We start from the raw sequence: 20,626 nt of genomic DNA on the forward strand, positions 1-20,626 counted from the left end.
TAAGCATTTACATTCTCCATCTCAATCCAACATACGCCGTTCTTCCGTAAATCGGTCCCCAAATGAGCGAACTGTCAAAATAACTTCCATTCGGATTTGCCGCATCAAGAATCGGGTTGGACTGTCGAAAATTTAAAAGATTTTCAATTCCAAAATAGACATCAAGCCCTGCGAAAAATGACCGGGTAACTTGCGTATTTGCGAGAATAAAATTCGGCGATGAACTGCGCGATTGCAATCCCGTGGGATTTGTATCGGTATCCGGCAGACGTTTTTTCCCAAACCATTGCAGAGTCAGATCATACAACATCTGGGCGTCAGCTTCTTCCTCGCGTTCGGTTGCATAGCCGAAATTGATGAACGCACGATGCTGTGCAACAAAGGGACGCTCTCGCAGCGCACCGTTAATTGTCTGACGCACATCGTAAAAACGGTACGCTATACGCGTATCCAATTTTTCAATCGGTTGAATATTTAATTCTACCTGAATACTGTTAGAATACGACTGTCCGCGTAAATTATAAAAATGTACCTGCTGTGCGTTCGCATCAAGATCCACAACCACTTGTTTATCAAACTCTGTTCTATAGAAATCGACAGCAATAGTTGCCTCGCGGTAATCCCACAAGAAATAATGTGTTGCGTTCAGACCGAAATTTGATGCAACTTCTGGATCAAGTCCGTACAGCGATTTTGTGTTAGATGGAAGAACGGCCACATGTCGTGCACTGGCAAAGTACGCCATGTTTTCGGCAAAAATATTCGTCGTGCGTTGCCCACGTCCTGCAACGGCACGAAAGACCCAATCTTCTTGCGGAGTATATCGGAGATGCAGCCGCGGTGTAAAGAATGTTCCGAACACGTTATGATTGTCTGCGCGGACACCAGCGATCATCGAAAACTCATCACCGGGTGTGAACGTGTATTCAAAAAATGCGCCGGGCACCTGTTCAGTCCGTTGATATCGAATGTGTTTGAACGTTTCGTCATAATTGTCATACAAGAAACTCAAACCAGTTCGGAATTTATGCATCGTATTATCAAAGATCGATTGGTAAATCACATTCATATATCCCGTTTCTTCATTCGCTGCATATTCGTGCGAATTAAAAAAGGAATTCTGACGATTTCGTGTCAGTGACCATTGGAGTCCAACACTTTGATACTGTTTTTGCGGGAAGACATATCCCGTTTTTCCCCATACACGCAGTTGATCGCCATTCATTGTAAAAGCATATTCCGTTGGCCGAAGCGCTAACAATGATTTATCAAGATTGTAACCGTGTTTCGTTCCACCTTGTTTTTCATCATCCACGAATTGAATTCCGAATTGCCCTTCCCATCCAACATGATTTGAAAAATGGAATCGTTGAATGGCGTTGATGGTTTTGTACAATGGCATATCGAGAAAATTATCACCATTGCCGTCGATAATTTGCCGTTGTGTGCTTGCGTGCAGCAACGTCATAGATGATAACTCTGCGCTGACCGGGGTGCGAACATTGAGATTTGCTTCCATTCGCTGTTCTTGATTCCCGAAAAAATTGAAGAAAAATTGTTTCTCGTCTTCATCTTGCGGCTTTCGTAATTCTACATTGATTTGTCCGGTAATTGATTCATATCCGTTGGCAACCGAACCGACACCTTTGGAGACCTGGATATTTTCAATCCATGTACCGGGAATGTATGACAAACCCACGTTTGATGTGAGTCCGCGAATTGCCGGAAGATTTTCCAGTGTAATCTGCGTATATGTTCCGGAAAGTCCCAACATTTCAATCTGTTTTGTTCCGGTGATAGCGTCGGTGAAGGAAACATCAATGGAAGGATTTGTTTCAAAGCTTTCGGACAAATTACAACATGCCGCTTTGAATAATTCTTTTTCCGACATGACCAATGTTTTTTGCGGTGAAAGATAATTCACGTATGTACTTTGTCGTTCACCAACAATCTCTACTTCGGCAACTTTATTTGCGTCTGATTTGAGAATAACATTTACTTTTGATTGGTCGTTGATTTTCACCGTATCCGAAACATAACCGATGTAACTGACTACCAAAAGACTGCTCGAACCGTTAAGCGGTAACCGAAATACGCCGCTGGTATCTGTAACCGTTCCGTTGGAAGTGCCCAGCCAATAGACATTCGCTCCGATGATGGGATGAAACATTCCGTCATCTGTTTTTTCCAGCACAATGCCGGTCAATTGCTGTGCATTGAGGATGGAAAAAATTGTGATAAATAATAATAATATGGTTTTCATAGTCTCTCCACGTAAATTCATGCATAAAGTTCTCACGACGAAACATGAATTGTTCCGGCGTTGAAAATTTGAGAATAAACTTTTCCGTTAGTGTGTGTTGTCTTCGCCACGGTACAAGCAGCAGCCGGGAAGATTTGTGTACACCGAATCAGCCGCTGTAAATTTTTCCGTGTCGTGTCCGACGGAAGCAAGGCGCTGCTGAAGGGAATCAAGAGAGATCTTTTCGGAGAGATAGGCAATTTTTAACATCTTCGAAGTCTTATCCCATTTTGAGAATTTTACTTCTGAGATCTTCATCGCTTTTTCGATGCGTGATTTGCACATGCCGCAGTTTCCTGAAACCTTAAATTCTGTTTCCTTAACGGTGTCACCTGCGAATGCGAATACTGAAATGATGGAAAGAATGGTGATGAATGTGAATATGTTCGTTTTCATGATTTTTCCTAATTTAAAATGATTGATGATTGTGATAGTAAAAAATTCACCGCCAATGGCAGTGCATATCAATCATTAAATACGGAAAACTGAATTCGTAATAGAGAGATCGTTATTGGGAGGGGGTGAAAAGAATGTAAGAAAGGCTGAGGTAATATTTGAATCATGCAACAGTTGAACAAAGGACATCCCCGGCATAACAACATCGCTGGCGATCAATGGTTGAATAATGGTCGTGATGCTTACCTGTTGCGCATCCTCAAGTTGCACGGTAGTGAGTTCTGTGGTGCAGCACTTGTCTGTAGGCATTTCATCGCCGCAGCCGCATGGATCCTCAGTTGTTGTCGTTGCCAGCATGGTATCGGATTCACCGCCGCAGGTATGAACGATAATGTTCAAACCAACAGTAATGGTCAGATATAATGCCAATAAAAATATAATGAAGATGTTTTTCATGCTTTGATGCTTAAAAGATACTCAACCGTTATAACAGAAGCTAACGCTTTGTACGTTCCCGCATTTTCTATTAATGATGCGGAAGCTGCACTTGTTCATCCGAATGCGGGAAATTCTTCATGGTCAGCACAAAATAATGATATGCTGCTTTCCAGCTCTCTTCAACTTCGAGTGTGAAGTGTTCTTTTAAGATGTTACGAAGAGCATACAACAACGCTTCACCGAACGAGATGAAATGATGAGGTTCGATTCCGTACGACTGATGGATCATGCCCAAATTAAATAGCATTGGCTGTAATTGGCTCTGATCGTTGATGTTCTCTACGGCAACTCGAAGCATTCGCATCAATTTTTTTTGTTGTTCCTGAAGGTCTCCGCGAAACAGGCGTTTTGCATTTGGTTCGAGTCGAAATAATTCCTGATACAATAAATTCGCAACACGATCCTCATGTGATTCAAGCAGTGCGAATGTTGTTCGGACAAGTTCTTGCTGTTGTGTTGTCATAGTAACTCCTTTTTCTAATTCTATTCCGGCGCAATTGGATCAATTATTCTTAGACGATCGCCTCATCCAACGAGAACTGTTCGTTTACTTCTTCCAATGTCTGTTCCAGGATCAGTCGTTGGCGCTCTTTTTCTTCTATCAATTGATGGATCACCGGTGTTACGGTCGTATCACCAAGAGAATGGAGTGAACGTTCGTATATTGCTATAGTTTCATTCTCTCGCTCTATAAATTTTTCAATAACTGTTATGACAGAGGAGAATTCATCAAGTGTTTTCATACATACCTCCAAACGGCGAGTATTTATATCTTAATAAACGGGATCAATGCTTCGATATCCCTGTGATACGGTAATGATTTTTCTTTAAATTTTATATCAATCATTTCCAATAGTGCTTCGTGTGAAACCCATCCTTTAATCATATTCAACGATGCCAGCGCACTTAACGTTGCGCGGCTTCCGGTGCAAAGTGCACGTAACGGTAAACGTGAGATCTTTCCGGCACACTCAAACTCAGGGAGCGTTTGTTCTGCAATCACAATGGTTTGTGAAGTGCAACGTAATAGCGTTCCGTTCGACCGTACTTCCTTCAACCCTTCCGGTGAAGCTATAACGACCGCATCCGGTTCGTCAATTCCCGTATAGAGAATCTCTTCGCTGCTAATGCACAGTTCGGAAAGCGAGAATCCTGATCCTTGCGTAACAGGATTATCATTTTTTTGTGTTGAATGTAATCCGCTTGCGATCGCTGATTTCATAAACAGGAACGAAGCGAGCTGTACTTTTTCTCCGGCGGTTCCGGCAAGAACAACACGACGGCTTCCTTTCAGCGGGGATGTAAATTTTGGAGTGATTGTGTCATCAATCTGTTTCTTCGGTACACCCAATACTTTCTCTTTATACAACGAAGAAAAATCCTTGCGAACAGTCATACTTTCGTTGTCGGAATAATGAATTTTTCCGTTGATCGTTTTTCCATCAATTTTATTGAACGGTGTTGCCCATTCCGTGCAGAGTTCAAGGATTTCCACCAGCGCAAATCCTGGATGATTGATCGCTTCGGCTATGATATCTCCAAGTTGCTTATCCGTTGCTGCTGCTTGTTTTACGAATGTTGCGCCGCAGCTTTTCACAATGGAACAAATGTCCATTGGGGGAACGATGTTTCCCGCCGGTGTTGTAGGAGTAATAAAATCGAGCGGAGAAAACTGCGAGTGTTGTCCGCCAGTCATTCCATAGAGAAAATTGTTTGCAAGTAAAACCGTGACATCAATGTTCATCAACGCTGCGTTCACAAGATGGAGCAAACCGATTGTTGCCCCGCCGTCACCGATGACGACAATGGTTTTTAATTTCGAATCGTTCAATATTCCGTCGGCTAGTTCTATGCCGGTAGCAAATGCTGTAGAACGGCCATGAGTGGTGTGAAATGTGTGCGGCGTCGCAAACAGCGAATCAAGAATACCGATACAACCAATGTCGCTAACGATACAGACCTTTTTGGGATCCAGATTTAATGTAAGAAGAGCTTCATCCAGATGGTTCACGTAGTGATGATGACCGCATCCTTTACAGAAGGGAAATATCGCTTCTTCTTTTTTATATGTATGCTGTTGTATTGTTTCTTCCATCACATGCTCACAATATTGCATCCATGATATTGTTTGGAGTAATCATCTTTCCGACAGAATTCACTCCGACGACCTCTTGTTCCTTAAACAGGGATTGGATAACACTTCGATATTGTCCCGTCATATTTTCTTCTGCCACCACAATCCGCCGTACTCCGCGAGCAGCATCTTTCAACATTGTTTCGGGGACAGGGAACAGTGTTATGATGTTTGCATTGCGGACTTTTTTCCCTTCCGCGCGGGCTTTGCGGGTTGCTTCTTTTGCAGTACGGGCAGTGATTCCAAAACTTAACACTAATGTTTCAGCATTTTCCTGATCATCAATCCGCACGATTGCCATTTCTTCTTTGTGTGCTTCAATTTTTTTTTGTAGATGAACAAGTACATCAACCGTTTCAGGAGAGTTTTTTTGCAATGTTCCTTTTTTGTCATGTGCAGAACCGGTCATCGTCACTTTATGGGGTCCCCCCACAGGAGAAAAAAGAGGAACATCTTCAAGATTCTGAAAATCGTACGTAAGGTGCTCTTTACCATTCTGTGTGATAAACTCTTTTCGATACCATTGTGGTATGCTTTTTAACTGTGTGAAATCGACATCTTCAGACATCATTCCCACTTCCTTGTCGGAAAGGATGATAACGGGAGTTCGCAACAGTTCTGCCCATTTAAAAGCAATCGTCGTCACTTCAAAACATTCCTGCGGTGTGCTGGGAGCGAAGATCGGAATTGTATATGCACCCGACGTGCAAAATTCTGCAAAAAGAATATCTGCCTGACCGTTTTGAGTTGCTCCTCCGGTACTTGGTCCTAAACGCTGAACGAGTGCGATAACAACGGGAAGCTCTGTCATCAAGGCAAACTGCACTGTTTCAATCATCAGCGACCATCCGGGACCTGATGTTGCGGTCATCGTTTTTGCACCACGGCCTGATGCTCCCACGCAATATGCCAATGCGGATATTTCATCGGGAGCGGAAATGGCAACACCATTTCGCTGCGGCAATTGTTCGATCATTGCTTTATACACACCGGATGCGGGAGTGATAGGATATCCAGCAAAAAACTGACATCCAGCATGTAACGCCCCTTCGGCGATCATTTGGTTTCCTGTGCGTATTTTTATCGATGATTGCATTGTAATGGCTAGTGATAGTTATTCCCTCATAACAATAGCCATTTATGTGCCGAGTTCTGTGCACAGAAAATCAGCCTAATTTTGAGTGTCTATTTTTAAGGATGGGAAATTTCGACAGCAGAATTGCGAAAGTGGGAATAGAATTCAATTACAATCTTCAATTGCATTTACTCCATTCTCTCCATATTTTGATCAGTTAAAAAAATGGAGAAAAAATGAAAAAGCTGTTTTCACTATTATTCACTGTTTGCATGATTATGCATCTCAACGCTCAACATAAGGATAAACCAACACAACCAAATCTTATGGAACGAAAATATACAATTGAAAAATTACAGATGGGGGACGTTGGTCCCGTACGCATTGTGCAATTATATGCCGATGGATTTGAAAAACTTTCTTTGAAAGAAAAGACCTTTACATATTATCTATACAAAGCGGCACTTGCTGCAAGGGATATCTCCATCGATCAGCGTCATCGACACGCTTTGGAAATTCGCGAACTGCTTGAGGCGATCTACAAAAATCAAAAAGCGATCGATGCAGTGCTTTTAGATAAGATTATTCTTTATACGAAGTTATTCTGGGTGAATAATTCTCAATATGATAATATCACCTCTAGAAAATTTGTTCCGATGTTTTCTCCTGAGGAGTTTTCTTCTGCAATCAAAAGAGCAGTGAAGAACGGCGCGATGGTTTCGTTGCGTAGCGGAGAAACACTCGACCAGAAATTGGATCGGTTACGCAGATCGATTTTCGATATCGCCTACGAACCGGTGCAAACAAATAAAACTCCCGGTGAAGATATGATTGCAGGTAGCGCTAATAACGTCTATGAAGGAACAACATTCAACGAAGTGGATGCATGGGCTAAAGCCGGAAACGAAAAAAATCCTCTTAATTCAAAAGTGGTGAAGGAGGATGGAAAGCTGGTTGAAAAAGTATTTCGGACCGGAAACAAGCATATCGGGGGATCAGTTGAAGCAGGATTGTATGCTGAGGATCTGCAAGTAGCGATCTCTTATTTAGAAAAAGCAAAAGCGTACGCCCATAATTCACAGCAAGCAGAAAATTTAACTAAACTCATAAAGTTTTATCAAACCGGCGATTTGAAAGATTGGCGTGAATATAATATCGGATGGGTGAAAGAGACAGAATCGCAGGTGGACATGATCCATGGATTTATCGAAGTCTATATAGACGCACGCGGAGCGAAAGGACAATTCGAATCGGTTGTGAATTTTGCCAATCCCGAATTGACAGAGCTCTTTCAAAAAGTGGGTACCAACGCCCAATATTTTGAAAACAGAATGCCGTGGGACGTGAAATACAAAAAATCGGATGTGAAACCGTTAAAATATACTGTGATCAACGTGGTTGTTGAGACCGGTGATGCAGGACCGGTCAGTGCAATCGGTATCAACTTGCCGAATGAACAGGATGTGCGCGAACAATATGGCAGCAAATCCGTGACACTCTATAACATTGTTGATGCGTATGAAAAAACCGGCGGAAAAGATATTCTGAAAGAATTTGCTTACGATCAGCACGAAATTGAATCTGCTGAAAAATTTAGTTCACTTGCAGATAATATGCATACGGCCCTTCATGAAGTACTTGGTCATGCCTCCGGAAAAGTGTCTCCCTCTTTGAAAGTTGATCCGCAAGCTGCACTACCGGGATATTATTCCACACTCGAAGAAGCACGCGCCGATCTTGTTGCGCTCTATCATATCTGGGATCCAAAACTTGTCGAGATCGGGATCATTCCAAACACAACAGATGTGGTGAAAGCGATGTATGATAAAGAAGTGCGTAATGCAGGAATGATACAGTTGCAACGCGTTCCAAAAGGACATGATCAACTGGAAGAAGATCATATGAAGAACAGACAATTGATTGTCCACTGGCTCTGGAAGAATGCGGATTGTATTGAACGGGGAAAGCGAGATGGCAAAACGTTCTTTCGTGTGACAAGCTATGAAAAGATGCGGGAAGGTGTCGGCAGACTCTTGTCAGAAATTCAACGAATTAAATCGGAAGGAGATCTCTCCAGCGCAAAATTATTGATCGATACTTACGGATTCAAAATAGATACGACATTGCGGGACGAAGTACTTGCGCGAATGGAGAAACTTGATCGTGCAGTCTATACCGGTTTTGTCATGCCGAAGCTGGAGCCGGTAAAAGATGCAAAAGGGACTATTACCGAGGTAAACATTGTCTATCCAATGGATCTTGGTAAACAAATGTTGGAATATTCAGCGTTCACAAAAGAGGAAAAGGAAAAAGCACACAAAACACTACAGGGAAAATAACTGTATAAAGAGTTGCACCTTAATCTCATTTTTATATCTTATATGTAATGAAATCAATTCAATCCTATAACGCTCTATGTTGTCTACCGGAATTTCTATTGCAATGAAAGACTGATCATAGTGCCATGTAGTTTTTTGAAAAAGTCTTTCGTCCGCGAAAGACTTTTTCATTTTAGGATAAGATGTACTCAAGCTGTTAACAAGTATTTCAACTATAATAAAGGAAAAAACATATGAATTGGCTCTTTGAACCATGGAATTGGTACATCGCCGGACCGATTATCGGTCTGTTTGTACCGGTATTGTTAATTGTCACCAACAAAATGCTCGGCATTTCATCATCATTCGAACATCTTTGTATGATTCTTCTTCCAAAAGAGAAGGGTCAGATCTTCAAGTTCAATCTTGAAGAAAACAGTTGGAAACTCTATTTCTCCATCGGTATTGCGGTTGGAGCATTTATTGTTTCCCAATTCCTTTCATCATCACCGCTCCATTTTTTACCGGAACAATATCATACCACTTCTGGATATGTGAAATTATTTTTCGGCGGCATTTTGGTCGGTTTTGGAACGCGGTATGCCAACGGCTGCACTTCCGGCCACTCAATCTTTGGACTCTCTATCTTACAGTCCTCAAGCTTAAAAGCGACACTCGCTTTTTTTGCCGGCGGATTGCTTTATACATTTTTAGCATCATATTTTTAACGGAGAGATAATGAAAAATCTTACATATGGAATTTTTGGGATTTTATTTGGTGTTGTTCTGACGAAAGCAGAAGTGGTTAGCTGGTTTAGAATTCAGAATATGTTTCAATTCGTCGAATGGCACATGTACCTGATTATCGGATCTGCTGTTGTTGTCGGTGCAATCTCTATGCAGATTGTCCAACGATTAAAATTAAAGACAATCAATGGTGAAGAACTTCGCTTTCAAGGAAAAAAATATCATAAAGGATTCATCATTGGCGGGATGATATTTGGATTTGGGTGGGCGATTACCGGTGCATGCCCTGGACCGATCTTTGCACAGATTGGTGCAGGAGAACTTCCGGCCATCTTTACATTGTCCGGTGCTCTTGTTGGTGCGTTTCTCTATCATTCTTTGAAAGCTAAACTTCCTCACTAACCTGAACAACGGTGATTTACACAATAATTGTTCAAGAATGTGAAAAAAACGCAGGTTTGCATCCCCCAAAAAATCTGTTTATCTTGGTTCAACAAGCAACATAAAAGCGGCATTGCTCGCTTTTATGCCTTAAAACCGAGGATAGTATGAGCAGACAAGAATTGATCCAATATACTGTTGAACATATCCAAAAACTTCCTGAAGAAAAGATTAAAGAAGTTGCAGATTTTGCAGAATTTCTTTTGAATAAAATTGAAGACAAGGTCTTGATTGAGGGTATTCAAAAACTTGCTGCTCGTTCAAAATCCTATACTTTTTTAGAACAAGAAGACGAACTTTATACCGTGAACGATCTTAAGGAGCGATATCATTGACAAAAGGGGACATCGTTCTTGTTTCTTTTCCTTTTACCGATGCTTTAGGAGCGAAAAATAGACCGGCGATTGTTCTTGTTGAAACTGAATTCGATACTACCGTTTGTTTTCTAACATCAAAAACTAAATGGTCAGAAGAATATGATATAACAATTAGTCCCACTCCAACAAACGGATTAAAAAAACAATCACTTGCGCGAGTTACCAAAATTGCAACATTAGATAAAGAATTAATTTTAGGTCGCCTTGGTTCGCTAGACGCAAAAATAATTTTAGACATTAATAAAAGTTTGATAAAAGCATTTAAATTAGACATATAAATAATTATACAGCGGCCTTGTCCGCTTTTTTTATCCTCCTCGAAGCAGAAACCTTGTTATGGCTCAAGATATTATCATAAAACCCGAAGAAACAATCGAAACACTTGATTCAATTCCGCAAACACTACCAGTGTTGCCGCTGCGGGATGTTGTCATTTTTCCCTATATGATTTTCCCGGTGTTGGTCGGTCGGGAATCGTCCCTCCGTGCGGCAAACCATGCGCTGGAGAATAACAAATTCATTTTCCTCGTTGCGCAGAAGGATCCGACTGTAGAAGATCCGGGAAAAGAAGATATTTATATGGAAGGAACGGTCGCAAAGATCGTACAGATATTAAAACTTCCAAATAATCTGATGAAGATTCTTGTTGACGGAACTGTGCAAGGAGTCATTAAAGAATTTTTACCGAACGACAAATTTATGATGGCGGATATTTCGACAACATTCCAATCGTCGGATAAATCGACGGAGATGGATGCGATCGTTCGTCATGCGTCATCGTTGTTTTCGGAATATGTTCGGGCTAATCGCAATATTCCCCCTGAAGCGCTCGCGGCTTTCGAAAACATTAAGGACGTTCAGCGCCGGTTGTATTATATTGCCGCCAATATTCTTCAGACCGTTGAGATAAAACAAAAAATCTTGCGCCTAAATATATTGAAGGACCAATATCTAGAAGTAATTAGGATTTTAAATTCAGAAATTTCCATTCTGAAGATCGAACGTGAGATTGATACAAAAGTCCATGAGAATATCCAAAAGACGCAGCGTAAATACTTCATTCAGGAACAAATCAAAATTCTTCAGGATGAGCTGGGAGATGAAGAAGGAACGCCTGAACTTGCGAAACTAAAGGATGACATCGAAAAATCGGGAATGACGAAGGATGCTCTCGAGAAGGCGATGGAAGAATTCAACAAATTGAAAAAGACCCCTTCGATGTCTCCGGAATTCGGTGTGATTAGGAATTATCTTGATTGGCTTGTCAGTCTGCCGTGGAAGAAAAAAACCAAAGATGATCTCGAGATCGATCATGTAAAGAAGATTCTTGATGAAGATCATTATGGATTGGAAAAACCAAAAGATCGAATTCTTGAACATATCGCTGTATTGAATCTTGTGAAAGAGATGAAAGGTCAGATCCTTTGTCTGGTTGGTCCGCCCGGTGTTGGGAAAACTTCTCTCGCAAAATCCATTGCGCGTGCAATGGGAAGAAAATTTGTGCGTATGTCGCTTGGCGGCGTGCGTGATGAAGCGGAAATCCGCGGACATCGTAGAACGTACATAGGCTCCATGCCAGGTAAGATTATCCAATCAATGAAACGGGCTGGTGTTGTTAATCCTGTGCTTCTTATGGATGAAATTGATAAGATGAGCACGGATTTTCGCGGCGATCCATCCAGCGCACTGTTGGAAGTACTCGATCCGCAGCAGAATAACACATTCAATGACCACTATCTGGAAGTGGACTACGATTTATCAAAAGTTATGTTCATCACCACGGCAAATGTGCGGTATCAAATTCCGTTGCCATTGCTGGACCGAATGGAAGTGATTGAGCTTTCCAGTTATTTGGATTTTGAGAAAAAAGAAATCGCGAAGAAACATATCGTTCCCCGCTTGATCACCGATCACGGAATGAACAATAAAGAGATCGAAATCCGCGACGAAGCAATTCAGAAAATCATCACGGAATATACGCGTGAAAGCGGCGTTCGAAATCTTGAACGGGAGATAGCATCTATTTGCCGCAAAGCGGCAAAAGAGACGGTGCTGGCACGGCAAAAGAACGGAAAGAAAAAACGTTCGTTGTTAGTTGTAGATGAAAAAAAGATCGAAGAGTATCTTGGTGTACCGAAGTACAGAAATAAAGAAGCGGATAAAAAAGCGCAGGTTGGTTCCGTAACAGGATTGGCATGGACAAGCGTTGGCGGCGATATTTTGCATGTTGATGTTACATTAATGAACGGCGCTGGAAAGCTGACGTTAACCGGTCAGCTCGGTGACGTGATGAAAGAATCAGCTCAGGCGGCGTTGAGTTTTATTCGTTCCAACGCCAAAAAATTAAAACTGAATCCGGAATTTTTCAAAAAGCATGAGATTCACATTCATCTACCGGAAGGAGCGATCCCCAAAGATGGACCTTCGGCCGGAATTACAATGACGATGGCAATGATTTCCGCTATCAGCGGAAAACCTGCTCGCGCCGATGTGGCGATGACCGGCGAAATTACATTACGCGGTGAAGTGCTTCCAATTGGCGGATTAAATGAAAAGCTGCTCGCAGCAAAACGGGCGGGAATTAAAACCGTGTTGATTCCGAAAGAGAATCTTAAAGATCTAACGGAAATTCAGACAAGTGTGAAAGAGGGCTTAAAGATTATTCCAGTCGAAAGGATTGAAGATGCACTGCCAATTGTGTTTGGGAAAAAATGATCTACGTGAACACGAGTTACGCCGAAGAAATGGATTGACGGGATAGAACGAAAATAAAGTTAGAAGCCATTTCAAAAACACAAAAACAACGGTCATTCTGAATCCCGATGCTATCCTGAGCGGAGCGAAGGATATCGGGATGAAGAATCTGAAAATAGTATCAGATTTGCCGACATGCTTTTTAACGCACGGTACCTCCCGTTTTTTGAGATTCCACTTTGAGGGATTCCCAAACGCGGAACCGAACAACGAGGCTTTGCTGCACATTTTTTGGAAAAAAATTCTGTGGCTTGCTCAGATCCTTCGCTCCGCTCAGGATGGCAATAGTTTCATTTTTTAGATGGATTCTAGTAAAGCAGTTATAGTTTTATTATTTTGAGAGATCATGAATTATCAAGTAACAGCACGTAAATGGCGGCCGATGGTGTTCGACGATGTTATCGGTCAATCCCATGTTTCCGATACGTTGAGGAATGCTCTTGCGCAGAACCGATTAGCGCATGCATTTATCTTTAGCGGAACGCGGGGATGCGGCAAAACAACAACCGCCCGTATTTTAGCCCGCGCTGTGAACTGTCTCAATCCAAAAAATTTTGAACCATGTAATGAATGCGAAGTGTGCAAAGAAATCGTCGACGGCCGTTCGCTTGATGTAATCGAGATCGACGGTGCTTCGAACCGCGGTGTGGATGAGATTCGTAATCTGCGTGAATCAGTCCGCTATGCCCCGACACGAGGGAAGAAGAAAGTATACATCATCGACGAAGTGCACATGTTAACAAAAGAGGCGTTCAATGCGCTTCTGAAAACATTGGAAGAACCACCGTCCCACGTACTGTTCATCTTTGCAACCACAGAACTTCACAAAGTCCCAGCAACGATCCTTTCCCGCTGTCAGCGGTACGATTTTCGCAGAATCGGTTTGGAAGAAATCGTCGGCCGTTTGAAATTTATCGCCGGCGAGGAAAAAATTACGATTGATGATGATTCACTCCTGATCATTTCAAAAAAGGGGGATGGCTCTATGCGCGATGCGCAGAGTATCTTCGATCAGGTCATATCATTTTGCGGAACGACGATCACGGCAAAACAAGTCGGCGATGCCCTAAACATTGTTGATCAGGAATTGTATTTCCGTGTTTCCGATGTTCTTCGCAGTAAAGATACCAAAGCGGCGCTTGATCTTGTGAAAGAAGTGATCAACAGCGGATTCGATATCAAGGAATTTGTTTCCGGACTTGCAGAGCATTTCCGCAATATGCTTATTGCGAAAACAACCAATACGACCAATCTCATTGAAGAATCTGAAGCACATCGCAAGCGGTACGCTGCCGATTCAACATCGTTCTCATTGCAGGATATTCTCCGCGTCCTAAAACTAACATCGGATACGGAAGCATCCATTCGGTACACTCCTCAGCCGCGATTCAAGCTTGAAGTGATGATGGTGCAATTGACGAAAATGGAACAATCGGTGAAGATCGATGAGCTCCTCACACAAATTGACGAACTGAAAAAAAAACTTCAGTCTGAAGTAAAACCTGCATTCCTTTCCAAACCGCAAGATCCATTTCCGGAACGATCCCCGGAAATTTCGGTGCAGCAGGAGGCTCCGCGAGAACGTCCGGTTGCATCAACTCCAAAATATTCCGTACAAGATGCACAACCGCGGTATACTTTTGTCGTTCCTTCTAAAAAAGTTACGGAAGAACAAGTGCAGGAACAACAGTCTCCTCAGTTGGTATCGAATGTTTCACTCTCCGATGTTCATCAACAATGGAATACGATTGTCGATGAAATGCGGAAGAAAAAAATTTCCGTTGGAACAATCCTTGGAGAAACTTCGCCCATTGATATTGTGAATGGAACGCTTCAGATTGCCTGCGGTGACGATTTTCATTGTGGCACTCTGACCCGTAATAGAGAAGTCCTTGCTGAAACGATCAATACCATTCTCAATTCGCGTTTGAGAATTGAACCCATTCTCCAGGAATCCGGTTTACAGACAGGAAATGGTTCTCAACATTCCAAAGAGTCTAAACCGACTGCAACAAATACTCTGTCTGCAGCAACGCGTATTGAAGACCATCCGCTCGTTAAAAAACTCTACAACGATTTTGGTGCTGAACGAGTGTAGAGATTTTTTTAGAATCGTTCATTTCTCTTATGCCGGATACATAACCGCAAAAAAGAATTTACTTTTTTGAGTCATACTGATTCTGCATATATATCTTCTCTTCAACTACTATGCATTGCGACTAACGGATAATAAAAATGATGAAAAAACTCACTTCAAATTTTGAATTAACCTCAAATTGATCTTCATATCGGTTTAATTCAGTTGAGGATGAAAAACAAAGTTCGTAAGTTGAAACAGTATGAAAACATTGCTCTATATAGTAATCTTACCGTTTATGATGATTGCTCAGCAAAAGATTCTGATTCCGATGGATCTGAAGCAGACGAATCATTTAAAGGCGTATGGTATTGCTTTTTGGACGTTGGACAAAGGAGTGGAAATTGATTGGCTGCTCAACTATCGCGGCGGATCATTTCTCATTGATAATGTTCCCATCGTTGCAAATGAGTGCAGGATTCGCGGTGTAGCATTTGAGCAAATCAGCGGGGCTGCGGCAACACAGATCTTGGGTGAAATTGCCGGCGAAGATAACAATATGGATGTTGTTCGATTGGAGAAATCTCCTAAAGTTGCTGTCTACGTTCCGCCAGGATTCAAACCATGGGATGATGCCGTGACGCTTGCACTTGAGTACGCTGAAATTCCATATAAAAAACTATGGGATCCCGAAGTGTTGCAGGGGAAACTTTCGGAATATGATTGGCTCCATCTCCATCATGAAGATTTTACCGGACAATATGGAAAATTTTATGCATCGCACAGAAATTCTCCTTGGTATATTGACCAACAGTTAAGTTATGAAAAGACAGCTCACGAGCTAGGCTATAAAAAAGTTTCCGAAGAAAAAAAATCTGTCGCCCGCTCCATCCGTGATTATGTAGCGAGCGGAGGATTTATGTTTGCCATGTGTGCTGCAACGGACAGTTATGATATTGCGCTCGCTGCGGACAATGTAGATATTGCCGAAATGATGTTTGACGGCGATCCGGCAGATAGAAATGCACAGCAAAAACTGGATTTTTCCAAATCTTTCGCGTTTCAAAATTTCACGTTAGAAATGAATCCGTTCCGTTACGAATTTTCCGATATCGATAATCCGCCGAGCGATCCGGTTCCGCTTCGCGATCCGAACAGTGATTATTTTACATTATTCGAGTTTTCTGCTAAGTACGATCCTGTTCCAACAATGCTTACACAGAACCACGTGAATATCCTGAAAGGATTTATGGGACAAACGACGATGTTTAAAAAATCATTGATCAAACCGAGTGTGATTGTTCTTGGAGAGCGTGAAGGGACAGACGAAGTCCGCTACATCCACGGAAATTACGGACGGGGAACATTCACATTTTATGGCGGACATGATCCTGAAGATTATCAACATGCTGTGGGTGATCCACCGACAGACCTGAATTTGCACAAAAATTCACCCGGTTACAGAATCATTCTGAATAATATTCTTTTCCCTGCCGCAAAGAAAAAACAGCAGAAGACATAAAAAATCATTGTTGAAAAATATCCGTCTATGCTTTTTGTAGAAGATGATCGAGCATGCATCGAAACGGTCGCTACAAATATTATTCTTCTACCTAGCAAAATATGATTCCCAGTATAACAATTGTTGTTGCAGTCTATAATAATGCGGTATCGCTCCGATATATTTTAACGGCATTATCCCGACAATCAATGAAATCGTTTGAGGTGATCATTGCCGATGATGGATCTGGCAGGGAGATCGCTGATGTTGTTAACAATGCAAAAAGAAAATTTTCATTCCGCATCAAACATCTTTGGCATGCAGATAAAGGTTGGCGGAAGAATACCATGTTGAATTACGCTATTCAGGAATCAACTTCGGAGTATATCGTCTTTATCGACGGAGACTGTATCCCATCGGAACATTTTCTGGAGGATCATGTTACATACCGCGAGAAAGAGAAAGTACTTCTCGGAAGACGAGTTGAGCATGGTAAGCGTTGGGCGGAATTACTTTCCGTTGATATGATTTCATCCGGCAGATTTGAACAGTACACATTCGCCGATTTTGTTGATGCTCTTGCTGGAAGATCGGTTCGGTTAGAGCACGGAGTGAGAATCACTAATTCGTTGATTCGATCGTTTGTTGAAAAATCGACGGGGATTCTTGGCTGCAATTTTTCCACATATAAAGAGCATTTAGTTGCCGTCAATGGATTTGACGAATCATATGACGGTCCCGGGTTTGGAGAAGATACAGATATTTTTTTCCGGCTAAATTTAATTGGTATAACAGGAAAATCACTTAGAAATCTTGCCGTTCAATATCATCTCTGGCATCCATTCACTAAAGTATCCGATAAAAATCGTCTTCGTTTTGAAGCGGCAATGAAACGGGGCGAACCGCGATGTATTAATGGATTGAGCAAAAGCTGATTTCGCCGATTCCCATCCTCCATTCACCGAAAACGGGCTAACTTTCCGGGAAATTACGAGTATGTTTATGCAGTTCATTAAACAGAAAGGAAAAGCTCATGACAAATATTCGCCGCCGCCGTTTCAGCGTTCAGGATGCAGTGGTAGGAAGCATGTTGATTATTTTTGGCACCGTAATGCTGCTTCACCAATTGGATATTATTTATCTGTACGATCTCGGCATTCATTCTATCTGGCAGTTATGGCCGTTCATATTCGTTTTTATTGGGATTGGAAAACTTGCAGATGCACCGACCCTTTATCATATTGGCAAGGGAATCTGGTGGATATTTCTCGGACTATGGCTGTATGTTTCCCTTAACCACGTCTATGGATTGAGTTTCAGCGAAACGTGGCCGGCAATCTTGATAGCATGGGGCGTGAGTATGATGTGGGAATCGCTGACAAAAGATTCAAAGAAATTTTATAAGGAAGAACATTATGGACAACAATAAGCCTTCACTCATTTCGCCGCAATTCATTCTTGGATTGATGATTATTGGAGTCGGCATTATTTTTATGCTCGATAATCTCGATATCATTTACGCCGGAAGTATTTTGCGATATTGGCCTGCAATCCTTGTGGTATACGGTGTGACAAAAGCGTTGCAATCAAAAACCGTTTCGGGACAATTATTCGGATGGATTATTGCTGCTGTTGGTGCTTTGATGCTGCTGGATAGATTGGATTTCATCAACTTTCGAGTGTGGGATTGGTGGCCGATTATTCTGATCATTATCGGTTTGAACTTTTTGCGCGGATCATGGAAGCGAAAGAAAAACTATTCAAACAATCCGTTCCAAGATGTCTCTTCCGATTCTGATGCTTATATAAAGAACATGGCATTGATGAGCGGTGTGAAGCGAATTATTACATCAAAAGATTTTAAGGGAGGAGAGATCTCCGCGTTGATGGGTGGATGTGAGATTGATCTGCGTGATGCCGATATGAAAGGGAATGAGGCACAGATTGACGTGAATATCATTATGGGGGGAATTGAGATTCGTGTTCCGATGGGATGGGCAGTTTCTGTGGAAGCAACTCCGATTATGGGGGGTGTAGAGGATAAAACATATCCTGCAAAAGAGGGAATATCAAAAAAATTGGTTATTACCGGAAACATTATCATGGGTGGTATCGAAGTAAAAAATTAAATGAATGCATCCGATCCTCTCCGATAAAAAGAAGTTTACAATTTACCTGATTGTTTGGGGAATCCTGGGAATTATTTCGGGATTCCTCATTTCAGTGTACAACGGCCTTCATCCTCTTTTTTCCATAGGATTCTCGCTTCCCATGATGTTGTTCTACGGAGAAGTGAATTTATCAGCTTGGTATCTTTGTCGTGCTTTCCCATTGGAACGAACCTCCATTTGGAAAATTCTTCTTATTGCAACGGTTGCGGTGGTGATTGTCAGCTCAGTGTGGACATTATTGGGGTGGGGATTGATGTACAGCATGGAACAAATCTTTGCCGTAAAACTCTCACCTCTGCCGATCAACCAAACCTTGCTCATCGTCTATGTTACCGGAAAACCATTGTTCATCGGTTCGCTGGCAATCAGCTATTTGATTTCCGCATTTGAACGGACAAAAGAATCCGAACATGCTGCATACGAAGCGCGGTTGCTCGCGCAGAATGCAGAGCTGAAAGCGCTTCGGATGCAGATCGACCCGCACTTCCTTTTCAACAGTCTGAATTCCATCAGTGCGTTAATAACGACGAATGCGGAATTGGCGAGGACAATGACCACGACATTGGCCGATTTTTTCCGGAAGTCTCTTTCCTACGGTGCGAAAGAAACCATTTCGTTGAAAGAAGAACTTTCTCTTCTGCATCATTATCTTGATATTGAAAAGATCCGATTCGGAAAGCGACTTCATGTGGATGAAACAATTGATCCGGAAACTCTTGCTGATCATATTCCACCGTTATTACTTCAACCATTGGTAGAGAACGCGATTAAGCATGGGATTTCAAATAGTATTGACGGCGGTACCATTTCACTCTTAACGCAGAAGAAGAACGATCGTCTTTTCATCACGATTGAAAATTCCATTGATGCTGATATGCCAAAAAGACAAGGGGCGGGAATGGGAATGGAGATTGTCCGAAAACGGCTGCAGACAATCTATAATAATGACGGCGATCTGAAAATGAACTCCAGCAATGGGACATTTCAAGTAATTATATTTTTACCAAGTACTTCAAGAAAATGAAATCGACAAAAAAAACTACGGTGATCATCGTGGATGATGAAGAACTGGCCCGAAGCTTAGTTCGGGAATATCTTTCCGTGCACTCCAATATTGAAATCGTTGCAGAGTGTTCCAATGGTTTTGAAGCGGTGAAAGCGGTAACGGAAGTTCAACCCGACTTGATGTTTCTGGATATTCAAATGCCGAAACTGAGCGGCTTTGAAGTGATTGAACTTCTGGAAGTACCACCAGCAGTCATTTTTGTGACAGCGTTCGATCAATACGCATTAAAAGCATTCGACGTTCATGCGGTCGATTATCTCTTAAAACCATACGGAAAAGAACGTTTCAATGAAGCATTAGAACAAGCGCTTCAACGGTTGAGCAAACAGATTCCCAACAAAGCAAAAGAAGCTGCAGCCGATGCAAAACCGGTAGACCAGCAATGGGAACGTGTTCTGATTAAAGAAGGAAGTAAAGTCCTTGTCATACCGGTGGAAAAGATTGATTATATTGAAGCGCAGGACGATTACGTCTCATTTCGTTCAGAATCCAAATCTCACTTAAAAATGCAACGTCTTGCTGAATTGGAAACGGGTCTTGATCCCCGGCGGTTTGTCCGCATTCATCGATCATATATTCTGAATATCGAACGCCTGTCCAAAATTGAACTCTACGCAAAAGATTCCCGCACAGCCGTTCTGAAAGATGGAACGCAGTTACCCGTCAGTCGTACCGGATACGATAAGTTGAAAGAACTCCTCTAAGAAAATCCAAACAACAAATCCCAAATTCCAAAAAGGATTGGATTGATTTGGTATTTGGAATTTGG

20 protein-coding genes are annotated in these 20,626 nt (G+C 42.0%); 13 read left to right on the forward strand and 7 right to left on the reverse strand.

Annotated elements, in window-relative coordinates; genetic code table 11:
* Window positions 1–7: 7 nt before the first annotated feature.
* The 7 genes from WDA22_13730 to WDA22_13760 all read right to left on the reverse strand — a co-directional run bounded on the left by WDA22_13730 (window position 8) and on the right by WDA22_13760 (window position 6,426).
* Window positions 8–2,263 (reverse strand): TonB-dependent receptor, encoded by a 2,256-nt coding sequence (locus WDA22_13730; protein ID MFA5834533.1) that lies wholly within the window; start codon window positions 2,261–2,263, stop codon window positions 8–10.
* Window positions 2,264–2,350: 87 nt separating this feature from the next.
* Complete coding sequence (locus WDA22_13735) at window positions 2,351–2,698, reverse strand: ATPase (GenBank protein ID MFA5834534.1); 348 nt, start codon at window positions 2,696–2,698, stop codon at window positions 2,351–2,353.
* 75 nt (window positions 2,699–2,773) lie between these two features.
* A complete protein-coding gene (locus tag WDA22_13740; GenBank protein MFA5834535.1) occupies window positions 2,774–3,154 on the reverse strand; it encodes a hypothetical protein in 381 nt (126 codons plus the stop codon).
* Window positions 3,155–3,224: 70 nt separating this feature from the next.
* Window positions 3,225–3,659 (reverse strand): globin domain-containing protein, encoded by a 435-nt coding sequence (locus tag WDA22_13745; GenBank protein ID MFA5834536.1) that lies wholly within the window; start codon window positions 3,657–3,659, stop codon window positions 3,225–3,227.
* A 49-nt stretch (window positions 3,660–3,708) separates the two neighbouring features.
* Window positions 3,709–3,939: a hypothetical protein gene (locus WDA22_13750; GenBank protein ID MFA5834537.1), complete on the reverse strand. Its 231-nt coding sequence runs from the start codon at window positions 3,937–3,939 to the stop codon at window positions 3,709–3,711.
* A 23-nt stretch (window positions 3,940–3,962) separates the two neighbouring features.
* Window positions 3,963–5,291, reverse strand: coding sequence for a thiamine pyrophosphate-dependent enzyme (locus WDA22_13755; protein MFA5834538.1), 1,329 nt, complete (start codon window positions 5,289–5,291; stop codon window positions 3,963–3,965).
* Window positions 5,292–5,298: 7 nt separating this feature from the next.
* Window positions 5,299–6,426 carry a transketolase C-terminal domain-containing protein gene (locus WDA22_13760; GenBank protein MFA5834539.1) on the reverse strand — a complete coding sequence of 376 codons (1,128 nt, stop codon included), beginning with the start codon at window positions 6,424–6,426 and terminating at the stop codon, window positions 5,299–5,301.
* A 215-nt stretch (window positions 6,427–6,641) separates the two neighbouring features.
* Here WDA22_13760 and WDA22_13765 point away from each other — a divergent pair, with 215 nt between their 5' ends.
* The 13 genes from WDA22_13765 to WDA22_13825 all read left to right on the forward strand — a co-directional run bounded on the left by WDA22_13765 (window position 6,642) and on the right by WDA22_13825 (window position 20,561).
* Window positions 6,642–8,744 carry a peptidase M49 gene (locus WDA22_13765; protein ID MFA5834540.1) on the forward strand — a complete coding sequence of 701 codons (2,103 nt, stop codon included), beginning with the start codon at window positions 6,642–6,644 and terminating at the stop codon, window positions 8,742–8,744.
* Window positions 8,745–8,977: 233 nt separating this feature from the next.
* The gene (locus tag WDA22_13770) at window positions 8,978–9,451 is read left to right on the forward strand and encodes a YeeE/YedE thiosulfate transporter family protein (protein MFA5834541.1); all 474 of its coding nucleotides are present in this window, start codon (window positions 8,978–8,980) and stop codon (window positions 9,449–9,451) included.
* Window positions 9,452–9,461: 10 nt separating this feature from the next.
* Window positions 9,462–9,872, forward strand: coding sequence for a DUF6691 family protein (locus WDA22_13775; GenBank protein ID MFA5834542.1), 411 nt, complete (start codon window positions 9,462–9,464; stop codon window positions 9,870–9,872).
* A gap of 146 nt (window positions 9,873–10,018) precedes the next feature.
* On the forward strand, window positions 10,019–10,246 hold the full coding sequence (locus WDA22_13780; GenBank protein ID MFA5834543.1) for a DUF2281 domain-containing protein: 228 nt from the start codon (window positions 10,019–10,021) through the stop codon (window positions 10,244–10,246).
* A complete protein-coding gene (locus WDA22_13785) occupies window positions 10,243–10,566 on the forward strand; it encodes a type II toxin-antitoxin system PemK/MazF family toxin (protein ID MFA5834544.1) in 324 nt (107 codons plus the stop codon). The genes WDA22_13780 and WDA22_13785 overlap by 4 nt, the downstream gene beginning before the upstream one ends.
* Window positions 10,567–10,624: 58 nt before the next feature.
* Window positions 10,625–13,003 carry an endopeptidase La gene (gene lon, locus WDA22_13790; GenBank protein ID MFA5834545.1) on the forward strand — a complete coding sequence of 793 codons (2,379 nt, stop codon included), beginning with the start codon at window positions 10,625–10,627 and terminating at the stop codon, window positions 13,001–13,003.
* Window positions 13,004–13,388: 385 nt separating this feature from the next.
* Entirely contained in the window at window positions 13,389–15,140 is a 1,752-nt protein-coding gene (gene dnaX / locus WDA22_13795; GenBank protein MFA5834546.1) for a DNA polymerase III subunit gamma/tau, read from the forward strand.
* A 241-nt stretch (window positions 15,141–15,381) separates the two neighbouring features.
* A complete protein-coding gene (locus WDA22_13800) occupies window positions 15,382–16,641 on the forward strand; it encodes an asparagine synthetase B (protein MFA5834547.1) in 1,260 nt (419 codons plus the stop codon).
* Window positions 16,642–16,742: 101 nt separating this feature from the next.
* Window positions 16,743–17,555 carry a glycosyltransferase gene (locus WDA22_13805; GenBank protein MFA5834548.1) on the forward strand — a complete coding sequence of 271 codons (813 nt, stop codon included), beginning with the start codon at window positions 16,743–16,745 and terminating at the stop codon, window positions 17,553–17,555.
* Window positions 17,556–17,653: 98 nt separating this feature from the next.
* Window positions 17,654–18,049, forward strand: coding sequence for a DUF5668 domain-containing protein (locus WDA22_13810; GenBank protein ID MFA5834549.1), 396 nt, complete (start codon window positions 17,654–17,656; stop codon window positions 18,047–18,049).
* Window positions 18,036–18,749: a DUF5668 domain-containing protein gene (locus WDA22_13815; protein MFA5834550.1), complete on the forward strand. Its 714-nt coding sequence runs from the start codon at window positions 18,036–18,038 to the stop codon at window positions 18,747–18,749. Before WDA22_13810 ends, WDA22_13815 begins: the two co-directional genes overlap by 14 nt.
* 4 nt (window positions 18,750–18,753) lie before the next feature.
* Complete coding sequence (locus WDA22_13820) at window positions 18,754–19,815, forward strand: histidine kinase (GenBank protein MFA5834551.1); 1,062 nt, start codon at window positions 18,754–18,756, stop codon at window positions 19,813–19,815.
* Entirely contained in the window at window positions 19,812–20,561 is a 750-nt protein-coding gene (locus WDA22_13825) for a response regulator (protein ID MFA5834552.1), read from the forward strand. Before WDA22_13820 ends, WDA22_13825 begins: the two co-directional genes overlap by 4 nt.
* The last annotated feature ends 65 nt before the right edge of the window (window positions 20,562–20,626 follow it).

Source organism: Bacteroidota bacterium (assembly GCA_041658205.1).
Classification (GTDB): Bacteria; Bacteroidota; Ignavibacteria; order UBA10030; family UBA8401; genus UBA8401.